The sequence below is a fragment of the Rhodoflexus caldus genome (assembly GCF_021206925.1).
GTDB lineage: Bacteria > Bacteroidota > Bacteroidia > Cytophagales > Thermoflexibacteraceae > Rhodoflexus > Rhodoflexus caldus.
Genome location: NZ_JAJPRF010000006.1, coordinates 41,769 through 65,327, shown reverse-complemented (window position 1 = coordinate 65,327; position 23,559 = coordinate 41,769). Strand labels below are relative to the sequence as shown.

General features: G+C 47.2%; 20 protein-coding genes. 7 read left to right on the top strand and 13 right to left on the bottom strand.

Annotation, left to right across the window (positions count from 1 at the left end; all coding sequences use genetic code 11):
• Positions 1-53: 53 nt before the first annotated feature.
• Together NDK19_RS08925 and NDK19_RS08920 are read right to left on the bottom strand one after the other, a co-directional pair.
• Positions 54-1,283: a nucleoside permease gene (locus tag NDK19_RS08925; protein WP_250631529.1), complete on the bottom strand. Its 1,230-nt coding sequence runs from the start codon at positions 1,281-1,283 to the stop codon at positions 54-56.
• 3 nt (positions 1,284-1,286) lie between these two features.
• The gene (locus NDK19_RS08920; protein WP_250631528.1) at positions 1,287-1,610 is read right to left on the bottom strand and encodes a MazG nucleotide pyrophosphohydrolase domain-containing protein; all 324 of its coding nucleotides are present in this window, start codon (positions 1,608-1,610) and stop codon (positions 1,287-1,289) included.
• Between the two features lie 73 nt (positions 1,611-1,683).
• On the opposite strand from NDK19_RS08920, the gene NDK19_RS08915 reads away from it, so the two are divergent.
• The 4 genes from NDK19_RS08915 (at position 1,684) to NDK19_RS08900 (ending at position 5,680) form a co-directional block, all read left to right on the top strand.
• The gene (locus NDK19_RS08915; RefSeq protein ID WP_250631527.1) at positions 1,684-2,151 is read left to right on the top strand and encodes a hypothetical protein; all 468 of its coding nucleotides are present in this window, start codon (positions 1,684-1,686) and stop codon (positions 2,149-2,151) included.
• A 61-nt stretch (positions 2,152-2,212) separates the two neighbouring features.
• Positions 2,213-2,974 carry a peptidylprolyl isomerase gene (locus tag NDK19_RS08910; protein ID WP_250631526.1) on the top strand — a complete coding sequence of 254 codons (762 nt, stop codon included), beginning with the start codon at positions 2,213-2,215 and terminating at the stop codon, positions 2,972-2,974.
• A 6-nt stretch (positions 2,975-2,980) separates the two neighbouring features.
• Positions 2,981-4,108, top strand: a complete 1,128-nt coding sequence (locus NDK19_RS08905) for a hypothetical protein (protein ID WP_250631525.1) — start codon at positions 2,981-2,983, stop codon at positions 4,106-4,108.
• A 21-nt stretch (positions 4,109-4,129) separates the two neighbouring features.
• On the top strand, positions 4,130-5,680 hold the full coding sequence (locus NDK19_RS08900) for a DUF2029 domain-containing protein (protein WP_250631524.1): 1,551 nt from the start codon (positions 4,130-4,132) through the stop codon (positions 5,678-5,680).
• A gap of 165 nt (positions 5,681-5,845) precedes the next feature.
• Here NDK19_RS08900 and NDK19_RS08895 read toward each other — a convergent pair whose 3' ends face one another.
• The 4 genes from NDK19_RS08895 to NDK19_RS08880 all read right to left on the bottom strand — a co-directional run bounded on the left by NDK19_RS08895 (position 5,846) and on the right by NDK19_RS08880 (position 9,913).
• Positions 5,846-6,529, bottom strand: a complete 684-nt coding sequence (locus NDK19_RS08895; RefSeq protein ID WP_250631523.1) for a metal-dependent hydrolase — start codon at positions 6,527-6,529, stop codon at positions 5,846-5,848.
• Positions 6,530-6,549: 20 nt separating this feature from the next.
• Positions 6,550-7,065, bottom strand: coding sequence for a hypothetical protein (locus NDK19_RS08890; protein ID WP_250631522.1), 516 nt, complete (start codon positions 7,063-7,065; stop codon positions 6,550-6,552).
• Between the two features lie 20 nt (positions 7,066-7,085).
• Positions 7,086-8,336: a C40 family peptidase gene (locus tag NDK19_RS08885; protein WP_250631521.1), complete on the bottom strand. Its 1,251-nt coding sequence runs from the start codon at positions 8,334-8,336 to the stop codon at positions 7,086-7,088.
• Between the two features lie 74 nt (positions 8,337-8,410).
• Positions 8,411-9,913, bottom strand: a complete 1,503-nt coding sequence (locus NDK19_RS08880; RefSeq protein WP_250631520.1) for a peptide MFS transporter — start codon at positions 9,911-9,913, stop codon at positions 8,411-8,413.
• A gap of 300 nt (positions 9,914-10,213) precedes the next feature.
• Between NDK19_RS08880 and NDK19_RS08875 the strand changes: the two genes are divergently transcribed.
• From NDK19_RS08875 to NDK19_RS08865, 3 genes are all read left to right on the top strand, one after another.
• Positions 10,214-10,513, top strand: coding sequence for a T9SS type A sorting domain-containing protein (locus NDK19_RS08875; RefSeq protein ID WP_250631519.1), 300 nt, complete (start codon positions 10,214-10,216; stop codon positions 10,511-10,513).
• A 60-nt stretch (positions 10,514-10,573) separates the two neighbouring features.
• Positions 10,574-13,384: an excinuclease ABC subunit UvrA gene (gene uvrA / locus NDK19_RS08870; protein WP_250631518.1), complete on the top strand. Its 2,811-nt coding sequence runs from the start codon at positions 10,574-10,576 to the stop codon at positions 13,382-13,384.
• 186 nt (positions 13,385-13,570) lie between these two features.
• A complete protein-coding gene (locus NDK19_RS08865) occupies positions 13,571-14,911 on the top strand; it encodes a tetratricopeptide repeat protein (protein ID WP_250631517.1) in 1,341 nt (446 codons plus the stop codon).
• Between the two features lie 170 nt (positions 14,912-15,081).
• On the opposite strand, the gene NDK19_RS08860 is transcribed toward NDK19_RS08865, so the two are convergent.
• The 7 genes from NDK19_RS08860 to NDK19_RS08830 form a co-directional block, all read right to left on the bottom strand.
• A complete protein-coding gene (locus NDK19_RS08860) occupies positions 15,082-15,624 on the bottom strand; it encodes an OmpH family outer membrane protein (protein WP_250631516.1) in 543 nt (180 codons plus the stop codon).
• A 98-nt stretch (positions 15,625-15,722) separates the two neighbouring features.
• On the bottom strand, positions 15,723-16,289 hold the full coding sequence (locus tag NDK19_RS08855; protein WP_250631515.1) for an OmpH family outer membrane protein: 567 nt from the start codon (positions 16,287-16,289) through the stop codon (positions 15,723-15,725).
• A gap of 21 nt (positions 16,290-16,310) precedes the next feature.
• Positions 16,311-18,869, bottom strand: coding sequence for an outer membrane protein assembly factor BamA (bamA, locus tag NDK19_RS08850; RefSeq protein ID WP_250631514.1), 2,559 nt, complete (start codon positions 18,867-18,869; stop codon positions 16,311-16,313).
• 47 nt (positions 18,870-18,916) lie between these two features.
• Positions 18,917-19,657: an isoprenyl transferase gene (locus NDK19_RS08845; protein WP_250631513.1), complete on the bottom strand. Its 741-nt coding sequence runs from the start codon at positions 19,655-19,657 to the stop codon at positions 18,917-18,919.
• Positions 19,658-19,867: 210 nt separating this feature from the next.
• The gene (locus NDK19_RS08840) at positions 19,868-20,380 is read right to left on the bottom strand and encodes an FKBP-type peptidyl-prolyl cis-trans isomerase (protein ID WP_250631512.1); all 513 of its coding nucleotides are present in this window, start codon (positions 20,378-20,380) and stop codon (positions 19,868-19,870) included.
• On the bottom strand, positions 20,377-22,659 hold the full coding sequence (locus tag NDK19_RS08835) for an NADP-dependent malic enzyme (RefSeq protein ID WP_250631511.1): 2,283 nt from the start codon (positions 22,657-22,659) through the stop codon (positions 20,377-20,379). Before NDK19_RS08835 ends, NDK19_RS08840 begins: the two co-directional genes overlap by 4 nt.
• Before the next feature lie 95 nt (positions 22,660-22,754).
• Positions 22,755-23,537, bottom strand: coding sequence for a class I SAM-dependent methyltransferase (locus NDK19_RS08830; protein ID WP_250631510.1), 783 nt, complete (start codon positions 23,535-23,537; stop codon positions 22,755-22,757).
• Between the last annotated feature and the right edge of the window lie 22 nt (positions 23,538-23,559).

Genomic DNA, 23,559 nt, shown 5'->3' with positions numbered 1-23,559 from the left:
CACAAATAGCAAATACATAAGATTTTTGTGTTCTTGTGCACTTGTGGTAAATATTAGGTAGGTGTGCTTAAACTTGCCCCCTTACTTACCCGCGTTCGGTTTTGGTCGGATTTTTCTTTGAAAAGCAGTACAAAGAACACCAGCACCACAGCGGCAATACCTGCGGGAACAAGCCAGATGCTTGCCCAGTCTTTTACACCATTGGTGGTGTAAAGGTCGGTGATTTTGCCGGACAGCAGCGAGCCAATGTACATGCCTACACCGTAAGTGGCCAGCGAAATAAGCCCCTGTGCCTGCGACTTAATGGCATCGCCTGCTTTGGCATCGGTATAAATCTGTCCTGTTACAAAGAAAAAGTCAAAACAAACGCCGTGCAGCAGAATAGCTACCAGAAACAGCCATTCGCCCGTGCCTGCATCGCCATAAGCAAAGCATACGAACCGCACAATCCATGCAATCAGCCCCACCATAAGCATCCATTTAACTCCCAACCGCGCAAACGCCAGCGGGATAAGCAGCATAAACAGTACTTCGGAAGCCTGCCCCAGCGACATTTTGTTTTCCACATTAGTCATGCCTGCATCGGTCAGTGCGGGGTTAGCCATTGCATAGTAAAAAGATAGCGGAATACAGATGAGAATGGAAGCAATAAAGAACATCAGATAAGAACGGTCGCGGAGCAGCACGAATGCATCTGCACCGAGTATTTTGGCAAAACTCACTTCATCCGTAGCTTTGGGAGGGGTGTCGGGTAAAAGGAAGGCAAAGAGCCCTTGCACCACTGCCGCCGCCATTGCAATCTGGAAGATAGCTACTTTATCGCCTAAACCCCAGAAACCAATCAAGTTGGTAACAGCTATCCACGAGATGGTGCCCAGCACACGCAGCCCGGGAAAATCGCGCTCGGGGTTGCTGATATGCCGCATGGCAATGGCATTAACCAATGAAATGGTGGGGGCAAAGGTGAGGCAATAGGCCAGCATAACCCAGTAGAAATTATCGGCATCACCGATTTGCGTCAGCCAGAATAGCAACCCCGCACCCAACAAATTCAGCACGCCCAATACCTTTTGGGCGGCAAAATATCGGTCGGCAATCATACCGATGAAAAAAGGAGCGGCAATCATTGCAATGGAAAAAGCAGCATAGGCACTACCCACCTGTGCGCCCGTAGCGTTGAGTTGGGTAAACATATACTTGCTCATTTGACCGTACCATGCCCCCCATACAAAAAATTGGAGGAACATCATGGCAGAAAGGCGGATGCGTAGGTTGGTGTTCATGGGTTAGTTCCAAGTTCGTTGGCTGTTAATAACTTCTTTGTCGCGGAAAGCCTTTTCAAGGTCTATTCCGAAATGGTTGGCTAAATCTAATAAATAGCCGAACACATCTGCAAACTCCTCGGCCAAGTTGGGCTGTTTATGTGCTTTGGCGGGTTCTATGTAGAGTTGATGATGGCGGCGGATGGCTTTGGCCAGTTCGCCCACTTCTTCGGAAAAAAGCAGGAAAAGTTCCAGTGCCGTATTTTTTGCCCAGCCGCGTTCTTCGCAGACTTGCTCCATATATGCCTGATAATCAGCAAGGGTTGGTTTTTCGGGGAGTTGTGCCATTTTAGCTTGCGTTATAAGTGTTTGACAATTTATTGCTTAATTTTGAAATTATCCGGAACGAAAAGCCCAACAGATGCATACATTTATAGATAACATCAGTCAGGTGCGCCGTTTTTATTTGGTAGCAGCGTTGGCCTTCCTTTTTCCGCTGGTGCTTATCTTTTTTCGGGAGTCGCTCGGTATGAGTCTGCCGGCCTTTCGCATCCTGATTTTTGCCATTGTCATTTTTATTACCGGTATTTTTTTCATCGTAAAGCCTGCCTACATCCGCTACGAAAATGATAATCAGGTTATCAGGCTGCATTTCTACAATTTGTTGCCCTTTCCTTTTGTAAAGCGAATCGGTAAAATTATTGAAATTCGCAAAGATGAGTTCAGGGACTACGAACTGAACAGCTACAACTACGGCCTGAGCAAAGTGCTGATTTTACTAATCCACGAGCGGTTTTCTTTGTTGCCTTATCCTCCCGTAAGCGTGTCGTTGTTGAACAAGCAACAACTTTCTGAGCTGATTGCTTCTTTGGAGCATTGGAAGGAGTAGCCCGACTTGTATTTCGGCAAGCCAAAAATTGGGATAAATTTGGCATTTAAAAGAAAGCAGTATGAACCGACTGATTTATTGGGCACTGGTTGCAGGTTTGTTGGCGGCCTGTGAGAGCAAAAGCCCTGCGGAGCGTCGCGCGGTGGCGCAACGGCAGGCCGAAAAATCGGGCAAAGCCAAAACCGCTGCTCCTATTTTCCCTGAACTGAACGAGCAAAACGTAGTGGCAGAACTCACCCGATACGGCGCAGAAAACCCTGAAAATGAGGTAGAAATACAAACACCAATGGGTAATATTCGCCTGAGGCTGTACGATGATACGCCGTTGCATCGCGCCAATTTTATTCGCCTTGCCAAAATGGGCTACTTTGATAAAACCGAATTTTACCGAGTCATCAAAGGTTTTATGATTCAGGGGGGCGGTTCCGAAAAGCCCGTAATGAATATTGGCAAGTACACCATCCCTTCGGAAATCAGTGAGAAGCATCTGCACGTGCGCGGGGCATTGGCAATGGCGCGGGAATACAAGGACAATCCTGCTAAACGCTCTGCCTCACACGATTTTTACATAGTACAAGGGGTGCGCTATACGGCAGCCGAATTGGAGGCCACCGCACGAGAAAACAACTTCAAAGTAACACCCGCACAGCGTGCAGCATATGCCAAAGCGGCCGGAGCTCCCCATTTGGACGGCGAACATACCGTATTCGGCGAAGTGATTGACGGTATGGAGATAGTGGACAAAATTGCATCGCTGGAAACCGACGAGGGCTATTGGCCATTGCAGGATGTCCCCATAAAAGTTGTAGTTTTGAAGAAATAAAAAGCGATGCCCAGAAAGACCAAAGCAGTTAATCAGCAAATCGCAGATGAGCCTCAGGCAGATTCCCGCGAAATAATTCTCAGCATTCAACCCGGCAACGATAAAGCACTCAACGCCACACAACGCGAATTTAATCGCTTGGTGCAGTCCATTGAGCAGACCAAACGCGAAATGGAGCGTGTGAAGGCTGTTGTGCAGAAAACCCGTGATAAAGTCCTCACCGAATTGGCGCCGCTGTTTGCCGAGTTAAAGGAAAAACAATTGGCATGGCTTCACCGATTGGATGAGATACACGATACCATGTCGCTTACCAAAGGGCAAAAGAAAACGCTGGCCGCTTTCATTCTCAATGAAGCCGAGCAGTTGTCGGAAGTGTTGGACGATGAATTTGTAGATTCATTGCTGGAAAAGTACGAAACCGAAGAGGATATGGCTTTTCGGGAGGAACGGGAGCAAATGGCCAATCAGTTGTTTGAAAAACTGTTTGGTTTCAATCCCAACGATGAAGATGCGGAAGAGAAAACGGAGGCTTTTTTTGAGCGAATGCACGAGCGCATGGCGGGAAATCCGTTTGGCGGTAATTGGGATGAGCCGGAGCAGAAGAGCAGCAAAAAAGAAACAGCCCGCCAAAAGCGCATGAAAGAAGAGGCGCAAATGGAAGCCAAGGATGTGCGCAGCATCTATACCTCGCTGGCCAAAGCCCTGCATCCCGACCTTGAATCCGACCCGAAGGTGCGCGAGGAAAAAACCGAACTGATGAAAAAAGTAACGCAGGCATATGAGCGCAACGACCTCTACGAATTGATGCGCCTGCAATTGGAACACAACTCGCAAGGCATGGAAAAAATGGCTGACATAGTAGAGGAGCAACTGAAACGCTACTGCAAGGTATTGCGCAAACAACTCAGCCAACTGCAAACAGAGTTTTGGGAATATACCCAGCAGAGTGATGATGCAAAAATCATCAGCGATTTTCTGACCTATAAATACGATTTCAGCGCTGCCAAATTTCGCTCCCGTAAAAAAAGACTGTTAGACGATATCAACCACATCCAAGCGTACATTGATGAGCTGAGAGACAAAAAAGGGGTGGTCTATTTTCTGAAAGTAATCAAGCAAAGTTATTGGTTTTGAGGTGGTTAAAACTAAAAACCTATGTGGAACAAACAACAACTCCTAACGGCTACCACTCTGTTGGCATTCATTTATTTTGCTTATTCGTTCACTGCAAACGGGTTTTATCAGCAAGATGAGGCCGCCCACTTTCTTTCCATGAGGGGCTTTTGGTTCAGCCCTAACTCTATTTTGAGCAACTGGGCAAAACCCGGCTACAAACTTATTTACGCATTGCCTGCACTGGGTGGTTCGGGTGTCGTAACTTTTTTCAACTGTGTGGTAGCGGCACTCACGGCTTTGATGGCCTACCGCATTGCCGAGAAGTTGGGCAGCAAAATTCCTGCTTTGGCTTTTGTCGCTTTGGCATTGCAGCCGCTTTGGTTCAACTTGGGTTTCCGCAACTATTCGGAAATTATTACTGCCCTGCTGCTGTCGCTCGCCATATGGCTGCATCTCAAAGAAAAGTGGGCGGGGGCTGCGTTGGCGGCGAGTTACGTGGCATTTATCCGTCAGGAGTTTTACCCGTTTATCGGACTGTACTTTTTGCTGCTGGCCTATCGTCGGCAGTGGGTGGCGGCCTTTCTGTTGGGCACTTTTCCGCTGCTGCAACATGTGTGGGGCTGGATTATCACAGGCGACCCGCTGTACCTGCTCAATCAGATTCTGAAATCGAGCGGCGAAATTGGCGGGGCTTTCCCCCGCAAAGGGTTCAATCATTATTTCCTGATGTCCATTACTATCTATGGTGCTCCGGTAGTGCTGCTGACGGTGGTTTATCTGACCATGAAAATCAAAAAAGCGGGCGGCAATATAGACCAACTTTTCAAACAACCTGATGCGATTGTCTGGTCGGTTTTTGGTTTGTATTTCCTGATGTATTGCATTTTCAACTGGCAGGCAGTAGAAATTGGCCCTTCGGGTGGCGGTAATTTGCGCTATTTGTTGGTAATTGCTCCGCTGGGTGCGGTTATGGCAGCCTTTGCCGTAGAATGGTGGAACGATTTTCAACCTAAAAACCTGTTGCTGTATGTTATGGGCGGTCTGGCGATTGTCGTAGCCCTGTTCATGACCTACGAGCACAACTACGTGGTTTTTACCGATGAACGCGACTGGCGGCCTTTCGTACTGACCATGTTGGGGATTCTCATACTGCTCATTCCTTTGAAACAAGAACAGAAGTGGCTGGCAATCAGCGGGTTAATGGTGCTTTCTGCATTAGTTACCGTTCGCCCCATCAAACTTTCGGGCGAAGACGCTGCCTGCCAACGATTGGCCGAGTGGTACAAAAATTATGAACAAGCCAACGGCGAACCTCCACTCTATTTGCATCACGATATGTTCTATTACTACTTGGGCAGAACGCGCTATGAGTTTAAAACACGCCCGCAGTTCATCACAGATGCAAATGCCAAAGCAGCGCCCAAAGGCAGCCTGTTCATTTGGGATTCGCACTATTCGTATCGCCCCGAACTGCGCAAGGAAAGCCTGACCTACGAATATTTTACTTCCAAGCCCGAGCAGTACGAAGTTATCCACGAAGTTATCAGCGACGACCAAACCTTCGGCGCATTGGTATTTCGGAAAAAGTAGGACAAAACAGCATGAAACAATGGTGCAGGGATTTATCCGTTGCAAATTCTTATATACAAAATCGCAAGTGGTTGGGGAAAATACTTTTGTGTAAATTCTTGAAAAACAGGTATTTAAAACCTGACGGATTTCTAAAACCCGTCAGGTTTGCGTATAGATACCAACTTACACGGAAATTGTTTCGCCAATGGCAGGCAGCAGCAGTTCTTTGCCTTGGGCAGCAAAATGTGCCTGTGCTTTTGCCGTATCAATGGTGATAGGGGGGAAGGTATTGTAATGTATGCCCATTACTTTATTGCATTGTACAAAATCCGCAGCAATGGCAGCATCTTCATAGCCCATGGTGAAATTATCGCCAATGGGTAAAATAGCTACATCGGGTTTGGGACAAGTCAGCGGAATGAGTTTCATGTCTTCGGTGAGTGCAGTGTCGCCGGCTGCGTAGAAACAGCCGTCTTTGCCCCAAATCACAAAGCCGCCCGGGTTGCCGCCGTTGCTGCCATCGGGCAAAGCACTGGAATGAACTGCATTGACGTATTTTACGCTGCCGAAGTCAAAACTGAACTTCCCGCCATGATTCATGGAATGACTTTTTTTCAGGCCTTTTTCGCTGAACCAAGTAATAATTTCAAAGTTGGAAATCAGTGTGGCATCGGTATTTTTTGCAATGGCTTCCACATCCAGCACGTGGTCTTGATGCCCATGCGTAATCAGGATATAATCTGCCTTAATTTGTTGCCAGTCAATGCCTTTTGCCAGCGGATTGGCAGTAATAAACGGGTCAAACAAGAGTTTTTTGCCTCCAAACTCAACCAGAAAACAGGCGTGTCCGAAATAAGTAATTTTCATAGGTCAAACAGATAAAAGGCTTATTCAAAACGTTGAATGATGATTTTTTCTACCGACTTGATGTGCCGTCTGCCGGTGTGAATATCTGATGTGGTGATAACCAGCAGGCGGTCAGCCATTTCCCGCAGGCTTTTGCCGCCTTCGCTCGTTACTACGAACACAGACTGTCCCAGCGGGTTATTAAAAAGCTCGTTCCACGAAAATACCACTTTGTAGCCGTCGGTGGCAATGAGTACAACGAAATATTCACTGAGCAACTTCGGGTTAGGCACATCTATGGCTACATCGGCGAGCAATTGCACCAACGGGATGCCTTGCAGTCGGGTCAGTTTGTTGCGCATGGCACCGCTGTGGCTGATGAGTTGCAGGTCGGGAATAGCAACGGACTGCATAGCCGCCAGTCGGTCGGTTGTGATAACCACAGGCTGACGAACGGCACCTGCGACAATCATGCTGTCCGTGGTACGTATGTTACTCTGTGCAGTTGCAAGATGGCTGCTAAGCAGCAGGAGAACCCAAGCAATCCAATAGCGCATAATATCTGATGGTGGTGATTTTATTTTAATATCGTTTCCGGTGTTATCAGGTACTTGTCGTTAGGGACATTGAGCAGCCGTTTGGTGCGCAGGTAGCGGTCATACTCGTATTGGTCAAAGTTATCGGCTTTCGGGTTCATGCTGCTGACGCGAATCATGCCCGAAGCATGAATAAATTCTCCGTTGCCAATCCACATACCTACGTGAATAACTTTCTCGGCGGTGCTGTCGGTAGCAGGTTTGCCAAAAAACAGCAAATCGCCCGGGCGCAAACGGGAGAAATCACGCTTATTATCCACTTCTTCGCCTGCCCAAATTTGTTGCGAGGCATCGCGCGGAATAATCAGCCCGTTGAGCCAGTACACCGTTTTTGTAAATCCGCTGCAATCCATTCCCTTGGGCGAAGTGCCGCCCCATAAGTAGGGGATACCCATCATGCGGCGTGCCGTACTGACTAATGCAGCTTCTGAGGGTTTGGTTGTTGCCAGCCACTCTTCCGATTTTTTGATTTGATTATCAGGTACATACGCCTTTCTGCCATCGGGGAATCCGATTTGCACAAAGCCATTGGCTTCTGCCAATATGGCCACAATATTACCTGCTGTCAGGTCGGCAATGGTTGCTGCCTGCACATCGGGTTTTTCGTAGGCCATACCGAAAAGCGGCAGAAAAACGGCTTTTTTGCGGGCTTTCCACTGTGCCATTTCGGCCTGGGTCATGCGCTCAATGCCGCCGCCATCTACCCAGCCCAAGTAGTGGTCGGGAGTTTGTACCAGATACCAGCCGCCTTTCTTTTTCCATACTTTGAGCGGCATCCCCATCAGTGCCTGCGTGGCAAGTTCGGCGGAGTGCTCCGGTCGGCTGCGGATATTGCAAACAGATATATTGACCACTGCATATCCTTTATTGCCAACCGATTGGTCGGGCAACAATACAGTGGTGATACGCACAGGTATCGTCAGTGTGTTGGAGAGGCTGTCTAATGTCCGCTTGGCTTCACTTTTCCCTACGTCAATGCTGATGAGCAGCGAGTCGCCTTTGGCTTGGCTTTCCGTTAAAAACGGTTCGGTGCGCTTGTCGGGTGCAAAGCGGCGCTGAATAGTGTCTAAGGCTGCTTTCAATTCGGGATAGGCGCTTACATCCTGCCCCCCACGCGGTTGGACAGCCTGCACGGCAGGTGCTTGTGCGTCTTGTTGTACGTGTTTTTGTGCTTGCGAGCAGCCTGCCGATAAAAGCAGCAGCGCGCCCGCTATAATACCGTGAATCTTCATATGGTAAAAAAACAATCGGCAGGGCTTTGAGCCACTGCCGAAAAGTTACTATAAATATTTACCCAAGGCAAAGTTTATTTGATACCGTGCATCATTTTATCTAAACGCTTGGCAATCAGGAATAACAGAATTGCAGCAGCACCTGACAGCCCTACGTTGATAAGGAAAAACTCGTACAGGTTGGTAATTTCAATACCTAAGAAAAAGGTACTCTTGCCCGGTTCGGGATAGAGGGCTGAAATCATACCGGCAGCCTTGTTGGCAATGGCAGGTGCAAGGAACCAAACCGCCATCAACAGGGAGATAAACTTCGGAGGGGACAGTTTGTTCACCAGCGACAGCCCAATAGGGGAGAGGCAAAGTTCACCAAGTGTGTGCAACAGGTACAAACCAATTAGGTAGAACATGCTCACTTTTACGCCGGGTGCCAAATCTTTTACGGCAAACTCAATGACTACATAGCCCAAAGCTACCAGCACAAGGCCCCAAGCCATCTTCACCGGTGAACTTGGTTCCAGCTTGTGGCGGTTCAGGAAGCCCCAGAAAACAGCCATCGGCAGGGAGAAAATCATGATATAGAACGAGTTCAGGTTTTGGAACAGGCTTGGCGGAACAGTGATGCCGAAAACTTCGCGGTCGGTTTGCTCATCGGCAAAGAAGGTCAGCGAAGCGGGAGCCTGCTCAAAAGTTGCCCAGAAGAAAATCACGAAGAACGAAACGATGAAAATTACCGCCACCTTTTCTCTGTCCACGCTTGTAAGCGATTTATCGGCAAATACGATGTAGGCAATCACCAGTGCGGAAACAATCAGAATCGGGAATACGATGTTATAAACAAAAGCGTCAATGTACAGCACGCCAAGGCTTACGAGCAAGAGTACAGGTAGCCAGAAATAAACTTGTTTAACCCCCGGAGAGTCTGCGGGAGTCATCCCCACAGGGTTGCCTTCCCATGAATAGAGGTAGCGGTCTTTACCCCATTGAAAAATGAGCGTGCCTAATGTCATGGCAATACCCACGGCCAAAAACGCCCACTTGAAATCATCGGGATTGCCGGTATCGCCAACGGTGCTGGTAATCAGGTTGCCAAGGAATGCACCGATGTTGATGCCGAGGTAGAAAATAGTATATGCCGAATCGCGGCGGGAGTCGTTGGGTGCATACAGCGAGCCTACCATAGAGGAAATGTTGGGTTTGAAAAAGCCGTTACCGACAATCATCAGCCCCAAACCCGTAAAGAGCGATATTACACCAAATCCTTCTACCTCTCTAAACATGGCGGAGGTGAAAAGCGAGAATTGCCCTAATGCCATCAGAATGCCGCCAACAAGGATGGAACGACGGTTGCCCCAGAATCGGTCTGCCACAAAACCGCCAATCAACGGTGTTAAATAAACCAGCCCTACATAACCGCCATAGAGGTTAGAGGCAACTACTTTGTCAAATGCCAGTGCTTTCGTCAGGTAAAGCACCAGTACAGCCCGCATACCATAGTAGCTGAAGCGTTCCCACATTTCACTTGCAAAAAGCAGGTAAAGTGCGTTGGGATGCCTTTGAGAAACGTTTTGTTGATTCATTTTCAGGTTAAATAAAGTTGAAGTGATAATATTCTAAACTTTTGTCTGTTAAAAAGATATAAAAGCTCAAAATCGGGGTGGATAAATTGCAACTTCCATCTTTTTTTGGCGTATATTTGATATGAGTTTACATTTAGCCCCCACTGACTAACTATGAATAAATTACTACGCAGACTTCTTTTATTTGCTCTCCTGCTTGTCGGGCAGGGCTTATATGCTTTAAACAAAGCCCCTGTTGAGAGTAATTATTCATTTGAGCGCTTAAATCTATCAGTTTCTCCCGTAACAAACAACTCCCCTTTGTCGGAGAAATCGGATGATAATTGGCTTTATGTAAGCGACCAAGTTACCATATCCAATATCTACCCCAATCCCGCATCGGATAACGCTTCTTTCAACTATATTTTTTACGATGCCCAAACAAGCGTAAAGGTAGTAGTGCGCAATGTTTTGGGCAGTATTGTTGGCGAATATACCTTGTCTGCTCACGAGCGCCAACTGACTCTGCCGGTTGACCGCTTCATCCCGGGGGTTTATTTCTACACCCTGTGGGTAAACAACAAAAGCGTTGTTACCAAAAAACTCATTGTCAAGCGCTAATGGTGCGCTTCTTTTCAATCTGCCCTAAGTAAGCTAACTTGCGGTTTATTTTCAGCCGTCATGCCAGCCGCCAACATACCCTTAGAAGAGTTAGACCCACGCGAATATATCATTATCAAAGGCGCTAAGGTGAACAACCTGCGCAACCTGAGCGTTGCCATTCCTCGCAACCAATTAGTTGTTATCACAGGTCTTTCGGGTTCGGGCAAGTCTTCGCTTGCATTTGACACACTTTTTGCCGAAGGACAACGGATGTATGTGGAAAGTTTGAGTTCCTATGCCCGTCAGTTTTTGGGCCGGATGGAAAAACCGGACGTGGAATACATTAAAGGTGTTTCGCCTGCAATTGCTGTTGAGCAAAAAGTCAATACCCGCAATCCGCGCAGCACCGTAGGTACAACCACCGAGATTTACGACTACCTGAAACTGCTTTTTGCGCGTATCGGCACGACTTACTCGCCCGTTTCAGGCAATCCGGTAAAAAAAGACACTGTTACGGACATAGTGGACAACATTCAGGCAATGCCTGACGGTCAGCGTTTTACGATTGTATGCCCTTTGCTCCGCAAGGATGGCCGCACATTGGCCGAAGAATGTAAAATATTGTTACAGAAAGGCTTCACCCGCCTGTATTCGTCGGCTAATGAAGTGGTCTTTATAGAAGAGTTGATTGAAAACATATCAACTGCCGAAGAGCAAAAACAATGGCATATTTTGATAGACCGAAATGTTGTTCGGAAAGACGACCCCGATAACCAGTACCGCATTGCCGACTCTATCCAGACTGCCTTTTTTGAAGGCGAAGGTATCTGCATGGTTATCACAGCCGACAACCAATGGCGCACCTTTTCCGATAAATTTGAGGCCGACGGCATCCTGTTTGAAGAGCCGAGCGTTAATCTGTTCAGTTTTAACAACCCCTATGGGGCTTGCAAAACCTGCGAAGGTTTCGGAACGATTATCGGCATAGACCCCGATTTGGTCATACCCAATAAACACTTGTCGGTTTACGAGGGTGCTATTGCGCCTTGGCGCTCCGATAAGATGAGCGAATGGCTGGAACCACTGCTGAAAAACGGCATTCGCTTTGATTTCCCCATCCATCGGCCTTATAATGAACTGACGGCAGCCGAGCAGCAACTGCTTTGGACAGGAAATAAATACTTTGCAGGGCTGAACGAGTTTTTTTTCTATTTAGAGTCGCAATCGCACCAAATTAAGTACCGCGTGATGCTGTCGCGTTATCGCGGGCGCACCACCTGCCCCGATTGCCGCGGTACACGCTTGCGCAAGGATGCACAATATGTAAAAATTGGCGGGCAATCCATTGCCGACCTCGTGCTGATGCCTGTTGCAGATGTATATGCGTTCTTTCAAAACCTTTCGCTCACTCCGCACGAATCACAGGTAGCCCGACGCATATTAGTTGAAATTCAGAACAGGTTGGAGTACTTGGTAAAAGTGGGTTTAGGCTATCTGACCCTCAACCGTTTGACTTCTACCCTCTCCGGCGGCGAGTTTCAACGCATCAAACTGGCAACGTCTTTGGGCAGTTCGCTGGTGGGTAGTATGTACATTTTAGATGAGCCAAGCATAGGCCTTCACCCTCGCGATACGCAAAATCTTGTGGAAGTGATTAAAATGCTGCGCGATGTGGGGAATACGGTTATTGTGGTAGAGCATGAGGAAGAAGTCATCCGTCAGGCCGACCAAATTATAGATATAGGCCCGGGAGCAGGTTCGGAAGGCGGCGAACTGATTTTTCAAGGCACGCATGATGAGTTGCAAAATGCACCTCAAAGCCTCACTGCGCGCTATCTCCTCGGTTTGGAGCAGATTAAAACACCGACAGCTCGGCGGCCGTGGAAGCATTTTATTCAGGTATCGGGCGCACGCGAGCACAACTTGAAAAACATCACCGTCAAGTTCCCGCTCCATACATTGACTGTTGTAACAGGGGTGAGCGGTTCGGGAAAGTCTACCCTGATTCGCAAAATATTACATCCTGCATTGAGCAAATACATAGGCGGTAATTCGGGCGAGGAAACCGGCAAAATGGATGAGCTATCCGGCGATTTGGGAATGATTACACAAGTGGAGTTTGTTGACCAGAACCCAATCGGTAAGTCCAGCCGCTCCAATCCCGTAACCTACATAAAGGCCTACGACGGCATCCGTCAGTTGTACAGCGAATTGCCGCTGGCCAAACAGCGCGGCTACAAACCCGCAACATTTTCTTTTAACGTAGATGGCGGGCGTTGCGAAGCCTGTGAAGGCGAGGGCATCGTAAAAATTGAAATGCAGTTCATGGCAGACATACACCTGACCTGCGAAGCCTGCCACGGTAAACGATTTAAACAGGAGGTGTTGGACATTGAGTATCAGGGCAAAAACATCTCCGATGTGTTAGAAATGACAGTAGCCGATGCACTTGTATTTTTTCAGTCGCAACCTAAAATAGCCGAAAAGCTGCGCCCTCTGAGCGAAGTAGGGCTTGGCTATGTGCGCTTGGGGCAATCGTCCAGCACGCTGAGCGGAGGAGAGGCACAACGCGTAAAACTGGCTTCTTTCCTTGGCAAAGGCCGCCCTACCGATGAGCACATCTTTTTCATTTTTGATGAACCCACAACCGGCCTGCATTTTCACGACATACACAAACTGCTTCATGCCATTAATGCGCTGGTAGATGCCGGTAATACGGTGCTGATTATAGAGCACAATATGGACGTGATTAAGTCCGCCGATTGGATAATAGACTTAGGCCCCGAAGGAGGTTTGCAAGGCGGAGCGCTTATTTTTGAAGGTACTCCCGAAGAAATGGTAAAAAACTCAAAAAGTTACACATCGGCTTTTTTAGCCAATAAATTATAAAAACCTCATTTTATTACATTTTTTCACTGGAAAACCCAATTTAAAATTGGGTTTTTGTTTGTTTTTCTGTTAAAAATGTTGTAAAATTGCATAAACATTACCTAAGTAATGTAGTTAGTTTGAAACGACAAATCCTATGGTTGGGCGCTAACTGCTGAATTGATTTTGCTATGCACTATTCATGTTATGAAAAACTTTTTATCCACCGTATTTGCCTTTTCCCTGTGGTTGATGTGTTCTACTGTATTTGCACAACAGGAAGGCCTTGCGCACTATGTTGACGGCGAGAATTTGCGCCGTTCCGGCCAACACGAGAAAGCCATTAACGAGTTCAATAAAGCGCTTCAGCGCGAGCCGAATAACTACAACTATTTGTTTGCCCGTGCACAAAGCGAATATCAGATTAAGCGTATGGATGCGGCGTTGAGTTCGCTGCAAAGCACCTTAAAACTGAAAAATGATTTTGTCCCCGCATATGTACTGTTAGCAACAATTTATCGGGCTAAAAACGATATTACAAAGGCAGGCTATTACTACGAGCAAGCGTTCAATTACGAAACGGATATCAACAAAAAGGTGCAATACAAGATGTTTGCCATTCAGGCAGCCATCAGAGAAGGCAATTGGACAGAGGCCTACCAGAAAGCAGCAGACGCGCGCCGCATAGCACCCGATAATGAGATGGTAGCCTACTATGTTGCACGCCTTGCCAATAAAATCAGCAAATACCAAGAGGCCATTAACGCCGTTACTGCGGTGGAAAGCAAACTTCAAAACATGAAGATAGACCAGAACGCCAAGTTTTACTACGAACTCGGATATGCCTACTATCACTTAGATGAGTTTGACAAAGCTAATGCGGCATGGAAAAAGGCGGATTTTGGCCCCTACAAGGCGCGCATGGAAAAATTTTCCGCCAAATATTTCTGCAATGTAAGCCACAGCTATTTCAAAGTCTATGAAAACGATTTGGCAAAGCAATATGCCGAGAAAGCAGGTAAAGTTGAAAAAGGCAATTCTACGGCCTACGTACTGCTGGCTCAGATAGCCAAACGCAATACGGAACACAGCAATACAATTGCCAATTTGAAAACAGCGGTTGAAGCTACTAACGACCGCAACAAACAATTGCCTTTGTATGTGCAACTGGCAGAGTTGGAGCTTAGCGCTCAAAACTACGATAATGCACTTGCCGCAGTACAGGAAGCACTGAAAATCAGCCCTGCTGAGCCTAAGAGTGTGATGTTTAAAGGCATTGCCCTTTACAAAAAGGGTGAATACAAGGCCGCGATAGACTTCATTCAGTCTATGCTTACCAATCAGCGCTTTGATGCGGCTACTACCGCCGAGATGAACTTCCTGATGGGTTTGGCAGGTAAAAAATTCGGAGATATTGCCATTGCCCGACAAGGTTTTTCTATGGCAATGAGAAGCTCGCTGAAAGATGCGGCAGAAATAGAACTGCGAGCCCTACGCGATGCCAAAGCAATGGAAGAGGACTCAGACGAAGATATCATTAAAGATTAGCCACAGAAGTTCATACCGTGTTTTTCCGCCAACTGATGCACTTTTTGTTGTATTGGTTGATTTTTTTGGCAAGATGATAGAAAAGTGATACACGCAGTAGCGCAAAAAAGCCATCCTTGAACGTAAGGATGGCTTTTTTTGTAAAGACCTGTAAGAGAGGGAGTAAGGCTTTATTTTTTAGGCTCCTCTTTTGCGATAGGTTTGCCGCCAAGTTTGGTGATAATCTTGTTGGTGATATCGTACTCTTCTTTTGCATAGAGAATGATAGGCATCTGGCCGGCATCTGCTACCAAAATGTAGTCATAGTTTTCAGCCTTTGCCAAATCGTCAATTGCTTTTTGGATTTTCTCATAAACAGGTTGCAATAGTTGCGCCTGTTTTACCTGCATATCGTTCTGTGCTTTCTCCTGAAATTCCTGCAAGGCCTGATTCAGTGTCTGGATTTCTTTCTCACGACTCTCGCGAATGGCGGGAGTCATGTCATTTACGTTTTTCTGATAGTTCTCAAACTTGGTCTGCAATTCTTTGCGTTTGTTTTGCATCTCATTCTCGAGTTGCGTACCATAAGTTTTGAGTTCGGTTTCAATTGTTTTGGCCTCCGGCAGTGCCGCCAGAATTACGTCAGGATTAGTGTAGCCGATTTTCATTTGAGCCTTCGAGTGGCCTGCCCACAGCAATAACCCAATTGCGAAAGCGAAAAATTTAATTTTCATGTTGCGTTAGCGGTTTTTTTAAAATAATCAGATTGTTAAATACAATTTGCGCTCCAAAATAGAGCGGTGCAAATATAGGCAACCCGCATTAACAGTTTTTAATTATTGCCTTTTTTGCCTGTACCGGGTTTGCCGCCCTGTTGCTGGTTATTTTCTGCTATACCCAGCTCTTCCATTACAATGTCCGTGTAGTTGTGTGTAGGGTCGGCAAATATCATAACCAAATCGCCTGCTTTGTCAAAAATGAACGACAGGCGGCGTTTACGGGCTACTTTTTCCACGGCTGCATATATCTTATCCTGAATGGGTTTCATCAGTTCAAGGCGTTTCTGATAGATTTGCCCCTCGATGCCGAACATTTTGTTTTGAAACTCCATCACTTCTTTTTCCTTGGCATCAATGGCGGCCAAGCGTTGTTGGCGCAGTTCTTCGGGGAGCAGCACTTTTTCGGCTTCAAAGTCCATCCGCATTTTCTGAACAGCTGCCTGTTTTTCCTCTACTTCTTTGCGCCATATTTCGGCTTGTTTTTCTATTTCGCTTTGTGCCTGTGCATACTCCGGCATTTTTTCTACAATCACCTGTGTATCCACATAGCCGAAGCGTTGGGCATTTACTTGCCCAAAAGTCGTCAGCAACAAAGCGATAAAAAGCAAGCGCGTGAGCATAGTCTTTTTCGGTTAGTGCAATTATCTTAACAATTGGCCAATGGTAAAGTGAAACTGGCTGCCGCTGATATTCGGTGCGCCGGGGATGCTGTCAAAACCATATGCCCAGTCAATACCCAGCAAGCCAAAGGCCGGCATAAAGATACGGGCACCCACTCCGGTGGAGCGTTTCAGGTCAAAAGGATTAAACTCTTTGAAATTACCCCAGTTGTTGCCGCCTTCTGCAAAACCCAGCACGAAAATCGTTGCCGAAGGATTGAGAGATATAGGGTAGCGCATCTCGAGTACAAACTTGTTATATACGATACCGCCTGCACCGTTGCGATTGTAGCGCAAGCCGCCGTTGCCGTCCGGCTCTAACGGGCGAATGGTGTTGTCCTGATAGCCGCGCAGACCAATAATTTCAGTACCTAACAGGAAGTTATTGATAGTCAAGCCGCTGCCGCCAAGCACAAATCGCTCAAAGGGGCTGGTGTCAATATTGGGATTGAAACGACCCATAAAGCCCATGTGGGCACGTGCGTGGAGAACCAATTTGCCGTTGTTGGTCAGTTTCATGAACCATGAGTTGTCGAACATCCATCGGTGGTACTCTATCCACTGCGTAGAGCCGTTTACCAATGGCTCTGCACGGCCTGTAAACAACGAGTAAGGCGGTGTTACGGTTACGGCAAGAGATACGTTAGAACCTTCGCGGGGGAAAGTCGGGTTATCAATGCTGTTTCTGGATATGGTAGTATTGAAGGTGAAGTTGTTGAATCGACCGTTATTAATTGCTCCAAAGCCAAAGAAGTTATTCAGATTGTAAAACTGATAGCTCAATGCGTTGGTCATTACAAACCAGTCATCGGGTACTTTCAGTTGTCTGCCCAGACTTACCGATACGCCCGACACTTGCAATGAGCCCAATTGGCGGGACATGGCAAAGTCAGCAAAGGTGCGGTTTACCGAATGGTTGAAGCCAATAGTGAACGCATTGCGTTTTTTACCGCCCAACCATGGTTCGCTGAATGTGAGCGAATAGTTCTGGAATCGGCGACCGTTGGCTTGTAAACGCAATTGCAGGCGTTGTCCGTCGCCTTGTGGCAGAGGCTTCCATGAGCTTAAATCGGTTAGTTTACGTGCCGAAAAATTATTGAATACCAAACCTACCGTTCCTACAAAACCGAAGGCGCCGCCCCAACCACCGGAGAGTTCTATCTGGTCGCTTGGGCGTTCTTCTACGTTGTAGTTGATATCTACCGTACCGTCGGCTATGTTGGGTACGGGATTCATGCCTATTTTTTCAGGGTCAAAGTAGCCTAATGCGGAAAGTTCTCGCTGAGTACGAAGCAGGTCAGCACGGCTGAATTTGTTGCCGGGCAGTGTGCGCAATTCGCGGATAACTACGTGGTCGCTGGTACGAGTATTGCCTCGCAGATTGATTTTGTTGATGTTTGCCTGCTCACCTTCATACATGCGCAGTTCGATATCAATCGAGTCTTCGCCTACTTGTACTTCTACGGGTTCAATATTGAAGAACAGGTAGCCGTCATCCATGTACAATGAGGTTACATCTTGTTGGGTTGGGCTGAAATTCAGGCGCTTGCTCAACTCTTCGGGGTTGTAAACGTCGCCTTTTTGGATGCCAAGTACTTTGTTCAGAACCGTATCGGAATAAATGAAGTTACCTACCCATTTGATATTGCGATAGTAGAATTTTTTGCCTTCGTGTATTTTCAGTTTAATTCCCACCAATCCTTCGGCAATATCATAAACCGAATCGGCCTCGATGGCGGCATTGCGGTATCCGTTTTTGCTGTAAAATTCCAGAATATGCTTTTTGTCTTTTTCGAACTCTTCTTTGATGAATTTAGACGGTGTAAATATTTTCGCCAAGTTAAAACCTTTGGCGCGGGTCTTTTTCATCTTGTTGATTACTTTCTGTGCTTTAAAGTCGTTTACGCCCTCAACATCAATGTTTTGGATGCGTACTTTGGGGCCTTTGTCTATCTTGATGAGCAGGTAGGCATAGTTGGAATTGGAACCGTAGATGGTGTCCTTACGCTGGGTGATAATAATCTTGCTGTTGCGAAAACCTTTTTCTTCGTAATATTTGCGAATTTTATTTTCCGTATTTTTTATCAGGGCATCGTTGATAATGCGTCCTTTGGTAAGTTTAATTTTATCGTTCAGGGTTTCCTGTTGTCCTTTGCGGATGCCTTCAAATACAAAACGGGAAAGACGCGCGCGTTCTTTGACGGCAATTTCCAAATACACCTTATCTACCTCTGTTTTCGTAATCAGTACGGCAACATCGCTGACAATACCTGATTTGTAAAGTTTTTTGATAACATTACTAATATCATCGCCCGGTATGCGCACTTTATCGCCCACGCGCAAGCCCGACATGGAGAGCAAGGCATCACGGTCTAAGTGTTCAGCGCCGCTGACGGTAACGGCTGCGATGGTATAATCACGCGGGCGGGTGTAGTCCACCGATTCCTGTTGGCGATAGCGGTTTCGCAAACCCAAGCCAATTTGCGCAAAAGCTGTAATGGTATGCAAAAACAGGAAGGAAAGGAAAATGATTTTTTTCATAATTGAGAAGCAAAGCAAGGCTTTGTATCCGTATGCAAAAATAGTTTTTAAGGTTGCACGAGTTGCTCACTGATTTTACCGAAACGGCGTTCACGACTTTGGTAAGAAAGTACTGCTTCGTACAAGTGTTCTTTCCGAAAGTCAGGCCAGAGAATATCGGTAAAAAAGAGTTCCGAGTAGGCAAGTTGCCACAGCAGAAAGTTGCTGATGCGCATTTCGCCGCTTGTGCGGATAATTAGTTCAGGGTCGGGAATGTTGTAGGTGTTCAGGTAATAGTTGAAACGTTCGTCGTTAATATCGTCGCTGCTGAGTCTTTTTGCTTCAATATCGGCGGCCATTGCTTTAACGGCGTTGAGTATTTCCCATCTGCCGCTGTAGCTGAGCGCAAGGACTACGGTCATGCCGGTATTGTTCGCTGTATCGGCAATGGCTTTTCGCAGGGTTTTGACGCAATCGGAAGGCAGGCGCTCCATGTTACCGATGGTCATTAGCCTGATGTTGTTTTTTTGCAGCGTTGGCACCTCTTTTTCTATGGTATTGACCAATAGTTGCATCAGCGCATTGACTTCTTCCTGAGGACGATTCCAGTTCTCAGTGGAAAATGCGTACAGCGTCAGGTATTTGACACCCAACTCAGCAGAAGCTTCGGAAATTTCCTGCACGGCTTTCACCGCGTTGCGATGACCGAAAACCCTTGCCGCCCCTCTTTTTTTTGCCCAGCGCCCGTTACCATCCATAATCACGGCAATATGTTGGGGAACGCGGGACAAATCAATCTTTTCTTTCATCAGTATGTGGCAATCGTATTTGTCAGCCTTTTTTTCAGATGCCTTTTGCTGCAAATTTCGGAACAATCTCTGAAAAATGATGCAACAAAGTACGGTTTATTAGAAAACCGCTTATAACAATAGATTGATTTTCAGGCGATTAATTAAGTAGCATCTGCCCGAAAATCAATCAAATTGCAATTTACGAAAATACGCGACTAATCAAACAGATTAATGCTCTACGCCGCCGGGGCCGTGTACGTGTCCGTGTTCAATTTCTGCACGGGTGGCATTGCGCACGTGCACTACTTTGCCTTTAAAGTGCATGGTTTTGCCTGCCAGCGGATGATTGAAGTCGAGCAATACGCCGCTGTCGGTAACTTGCTCTACACGCGCGCTAATCATATCGCCTTCGTCGTTGGTGAGTGGTAGCACTGTGCCGATTTGCAACATTTCTTCGTCTATTTCCCCGTCAATTTTGAAGGCTTCGAGCGGGAAAAGTTCTTTGGCTTCGGGGTCGTAGTCGCCGTAGCCTTCCTCGGGCTCAATGCTGAACTCAAAGGTGTCTCCTGCTTGTTTGCCCATCAGCATTTCTTCAAATTTTTCGGGTAAACCGCTTTCGCCCACCAGAAACAGCATGGGGTCGTCTTCGGTAACAATTTCAACCAAAACTTGGTCTTCGGCTGCATCGCTCATACGCAATTCGTAGGTGATGGTAGCAACGGTGTGGTGTTCAATTTTCATGAGCGTTTGCGCTTTTTGTTTTGTGCATCTACAACGGCAATGGTTGCCATGTTTACTATTTCGCGTACCGAACTGCCCAATTGCAATACGTGCACGGCTTTTTTCATACCTAAAATGATAGGCCCTACGGCTTCGGCACCGCCGATGGCCTGCATCAGTTTGTAGGCAATGTTTCCTGCTGCTAAGTTAGGGAAAATCAGGATATTAGGAGCACCGGAAACCAATTCGGAGAAAGGATAATTTTCTTCCAGAATTTCTTTGTTGAATGCTACGTTTGCCTGAATGTCGCCGTCCACACAAAGGGTTGGATGTTTGGCTTTGAGCATTTCCACCGCTTTGCGCACTTTGGTAGGCTCGGGGTCGTTAGATGAACCAAAGTTGGAGTAGGACAGCATGGCGATGCGTGGTTCTATTTCAAAACGGCGCACGGCATCGGCGGCAAACAGGGCGATATCTACCAGTTCTTCGGCTGTCGGGTTCTGAATCACGGTAGTATCGGCCATGAAAATGGGGCCTTGTTTGGTTAGCATCATGTACATGCCGGAAACTTTTTTACCGGCTTCGGCTGTGCCGATAATTTCCAATGCAGGACGCAAAACGGATTCATATTTTCGCGTCATCCCTGAGATGAGCGCATCGCCTTCGCCTTCGTGCAGCATCACCATGCCGAAATAGTTGCGTTCGCGGATGCGCTTATGGGCTTCGTTGTAGTTATAACCGCGGCGTTTGCGTTTTTCAAAGAAAATATCGCCGTAGCGTTTGCATTGTTCGGTTGTTTCGGCAGAGTAGGGGTCTATTACGGGGGCATTGCCCAAATCCAGCCCATTGTCGGCAATGAGCTGTGCAATTTTGTTTTTATCGCCCAGCAGGATAGGCTTGGCAATGCCTTCGTCCATTACAATCTGTGCGGCTTTCAGCACGTTGTAGTTGTCGGCTTCGGCAAAAATAACGCGCTGCGGGTCTTGCTTGGCTTTGTTTACGAGCACGCGCATGATGTTCTCATCGTTGCCCATGCGGCGGCGCAACTCGTTTTCGTAGGCGTCCCAGTCTGTGATTTGATAACGGGCAACGCCGCTTTCCATAGCCGCTTTGGCAACCGCAGGCGCTACCGTTGTGAGCAGGCGCGGGTCTAACGGCTTGGGAATGAAGTAGGTAGGCCCAAAAGTAATGTTCGGCTGATTGTAAGCAATATTAACGATTTCAGGGACGGGCTTGCGTGCAAGTTCGGCAATGGCATGTACGGCTGCCAGTTTCATGGCATCGTTGATTTCCGTTGCGCGAACATCCAAAGCGCCGCGGAAGATGAACGGGAAGCCAAGCACGTTGTTCACCTGATTGGGGTAGTCGGAACGGCCTGTGGCCATGATGATATCACTGCGGGTAGCCACTGCCAAATCGTAGGCAATTTCGGGGTCGGGGTTGGCCAGTGCAAATACAATCGGTCTGTCGGCCATTGTGAGCAGCAACTCGGGCTTCAGTACGTTGGCTTTGCTCAGGCCAAGGAACATATCCGCGCCTTTCATTGCGTCCTCGAGGGTGTAAAGGTCGCGCGAGGTGGCAAACTCGCGCTTGTATTTGTCCAAATCGGTGCGGTCGGCACGCACTACGCCTTTGCTGTCGCACATGACGATGTTTTCGCGCTTTACGCCGATTTCCAGAAACAGTTTCACGCACGAAATAGCGGAAGCGCCTGCACCCGAAACTACGATTTTGATGTCTTCCAATTTTTTGCCTACCAGTTCGGCAGCGTTTATCAGGCCGGCCGCGGAGATAATGGCTGTTCCGTGCTGGTCGTCGTGCATCACCGGAATGCGCATTTCTTTTTTGAGACGCTCTTCAATCTCAAAGCAGTCGGGCGCTTTGATGTCTTCCAGATTGACCCCGCCAAAGGTAGGCTCTAATGCTTTTACAACGTGGATGAAGTCGTCAATATTGCGGCTGTTGAGTTCTATGTCAAATACATCAATGCCTGCAAATATTTTAAACAAAATGCCTTTGCCTTCCATTACCGGCTTAGATGCCTCCGGGCCGATGTCGCCCAGACCCAACACAGCCGTTCCGTTGGAAATAACGGCTACCAGATTGCCTTTGGCAGTGTATTTATAAACGTCTTCGGGGTTTTTGGCAATTTCAAGGCAGGGTTCCGCAACACCCGGGGAGTATGCCAGTGCTAAGTCGCGTTGAGACTTGGTGGCTTTTGTTGGAATGACTTCTATTTTACCGGGACGTTCCAGCGCATGATAGTCCAGCGCGTCCTGTTTTCTGATTTTAATGGCCATGAGAGGAGATAGTTAATCAGGTTATCCATTTCTAATTCGGCTGCAAAGCTAATCATAAGTTGGCAGGAATTGCTTTGTGATTGGGGATTTGGGATTTACGATTGGGGATTTGTTTTTATATGTTCGCTTGTTTCAGGCAGGTGATAGCGCGTACCGTATAAGGTTGTCCTTAAACTGATACTTTCTTTGCCGAAATGTTGTGAGAATTCATGCAGCAATATCGCGGGCACGTTGACCGCATCGCCATACTTTGTTTGCAGCAGCAGATATACTTCTTTCAACGACAGCAGCAGATGCACCAGATTTTCGGCTGCAACAGGGAAATCTATATCTTTTTTCAGTTGTTGCACAACCTGCAAAGGAGCGTGCTCAAATGCCGAAAAATCAAGGGCATGATTGTATGGAGTCGCGGTTTCGGCAAGCCTGATACCAAGGGCTGATAACACATCGGACAAGCAGATGTTAAAATCATAAAGCAGGACACTGCCATTGGGCAGCAGCACTTGCAACAACTGATTGAGCAAGTGTTGTGAGGCGGCATAAAACCATGAGCCGGCCATTGTGATAATGCTAAACTGCGGCTGTGAAAAAGGCAAGTCCCTGCCATTGAACAGGAGGTAAGATACGTTGGGATGTTGCAAGGCTTTTTGCAACATCGCCTCACTTGGTTCTATGCCAATAACGCGGCGTGTAAATTTGGATAGAGTAATAGCCGATTGTCCCGTTCCACAGCCGATATCCAAACCTGTGGCTTGCGGCATGGGCTGTAAAAATTCGGCTAAAATACGTTCGTGCAAGTCGGGGCGATAGGCGGCATAGTGAAAAGCAGTTGCGCGGTCGTAGTCAGGATGTTCGTACATGATAGTATTTTTTTGCATATTAAAAAGCCCGACAGATTTT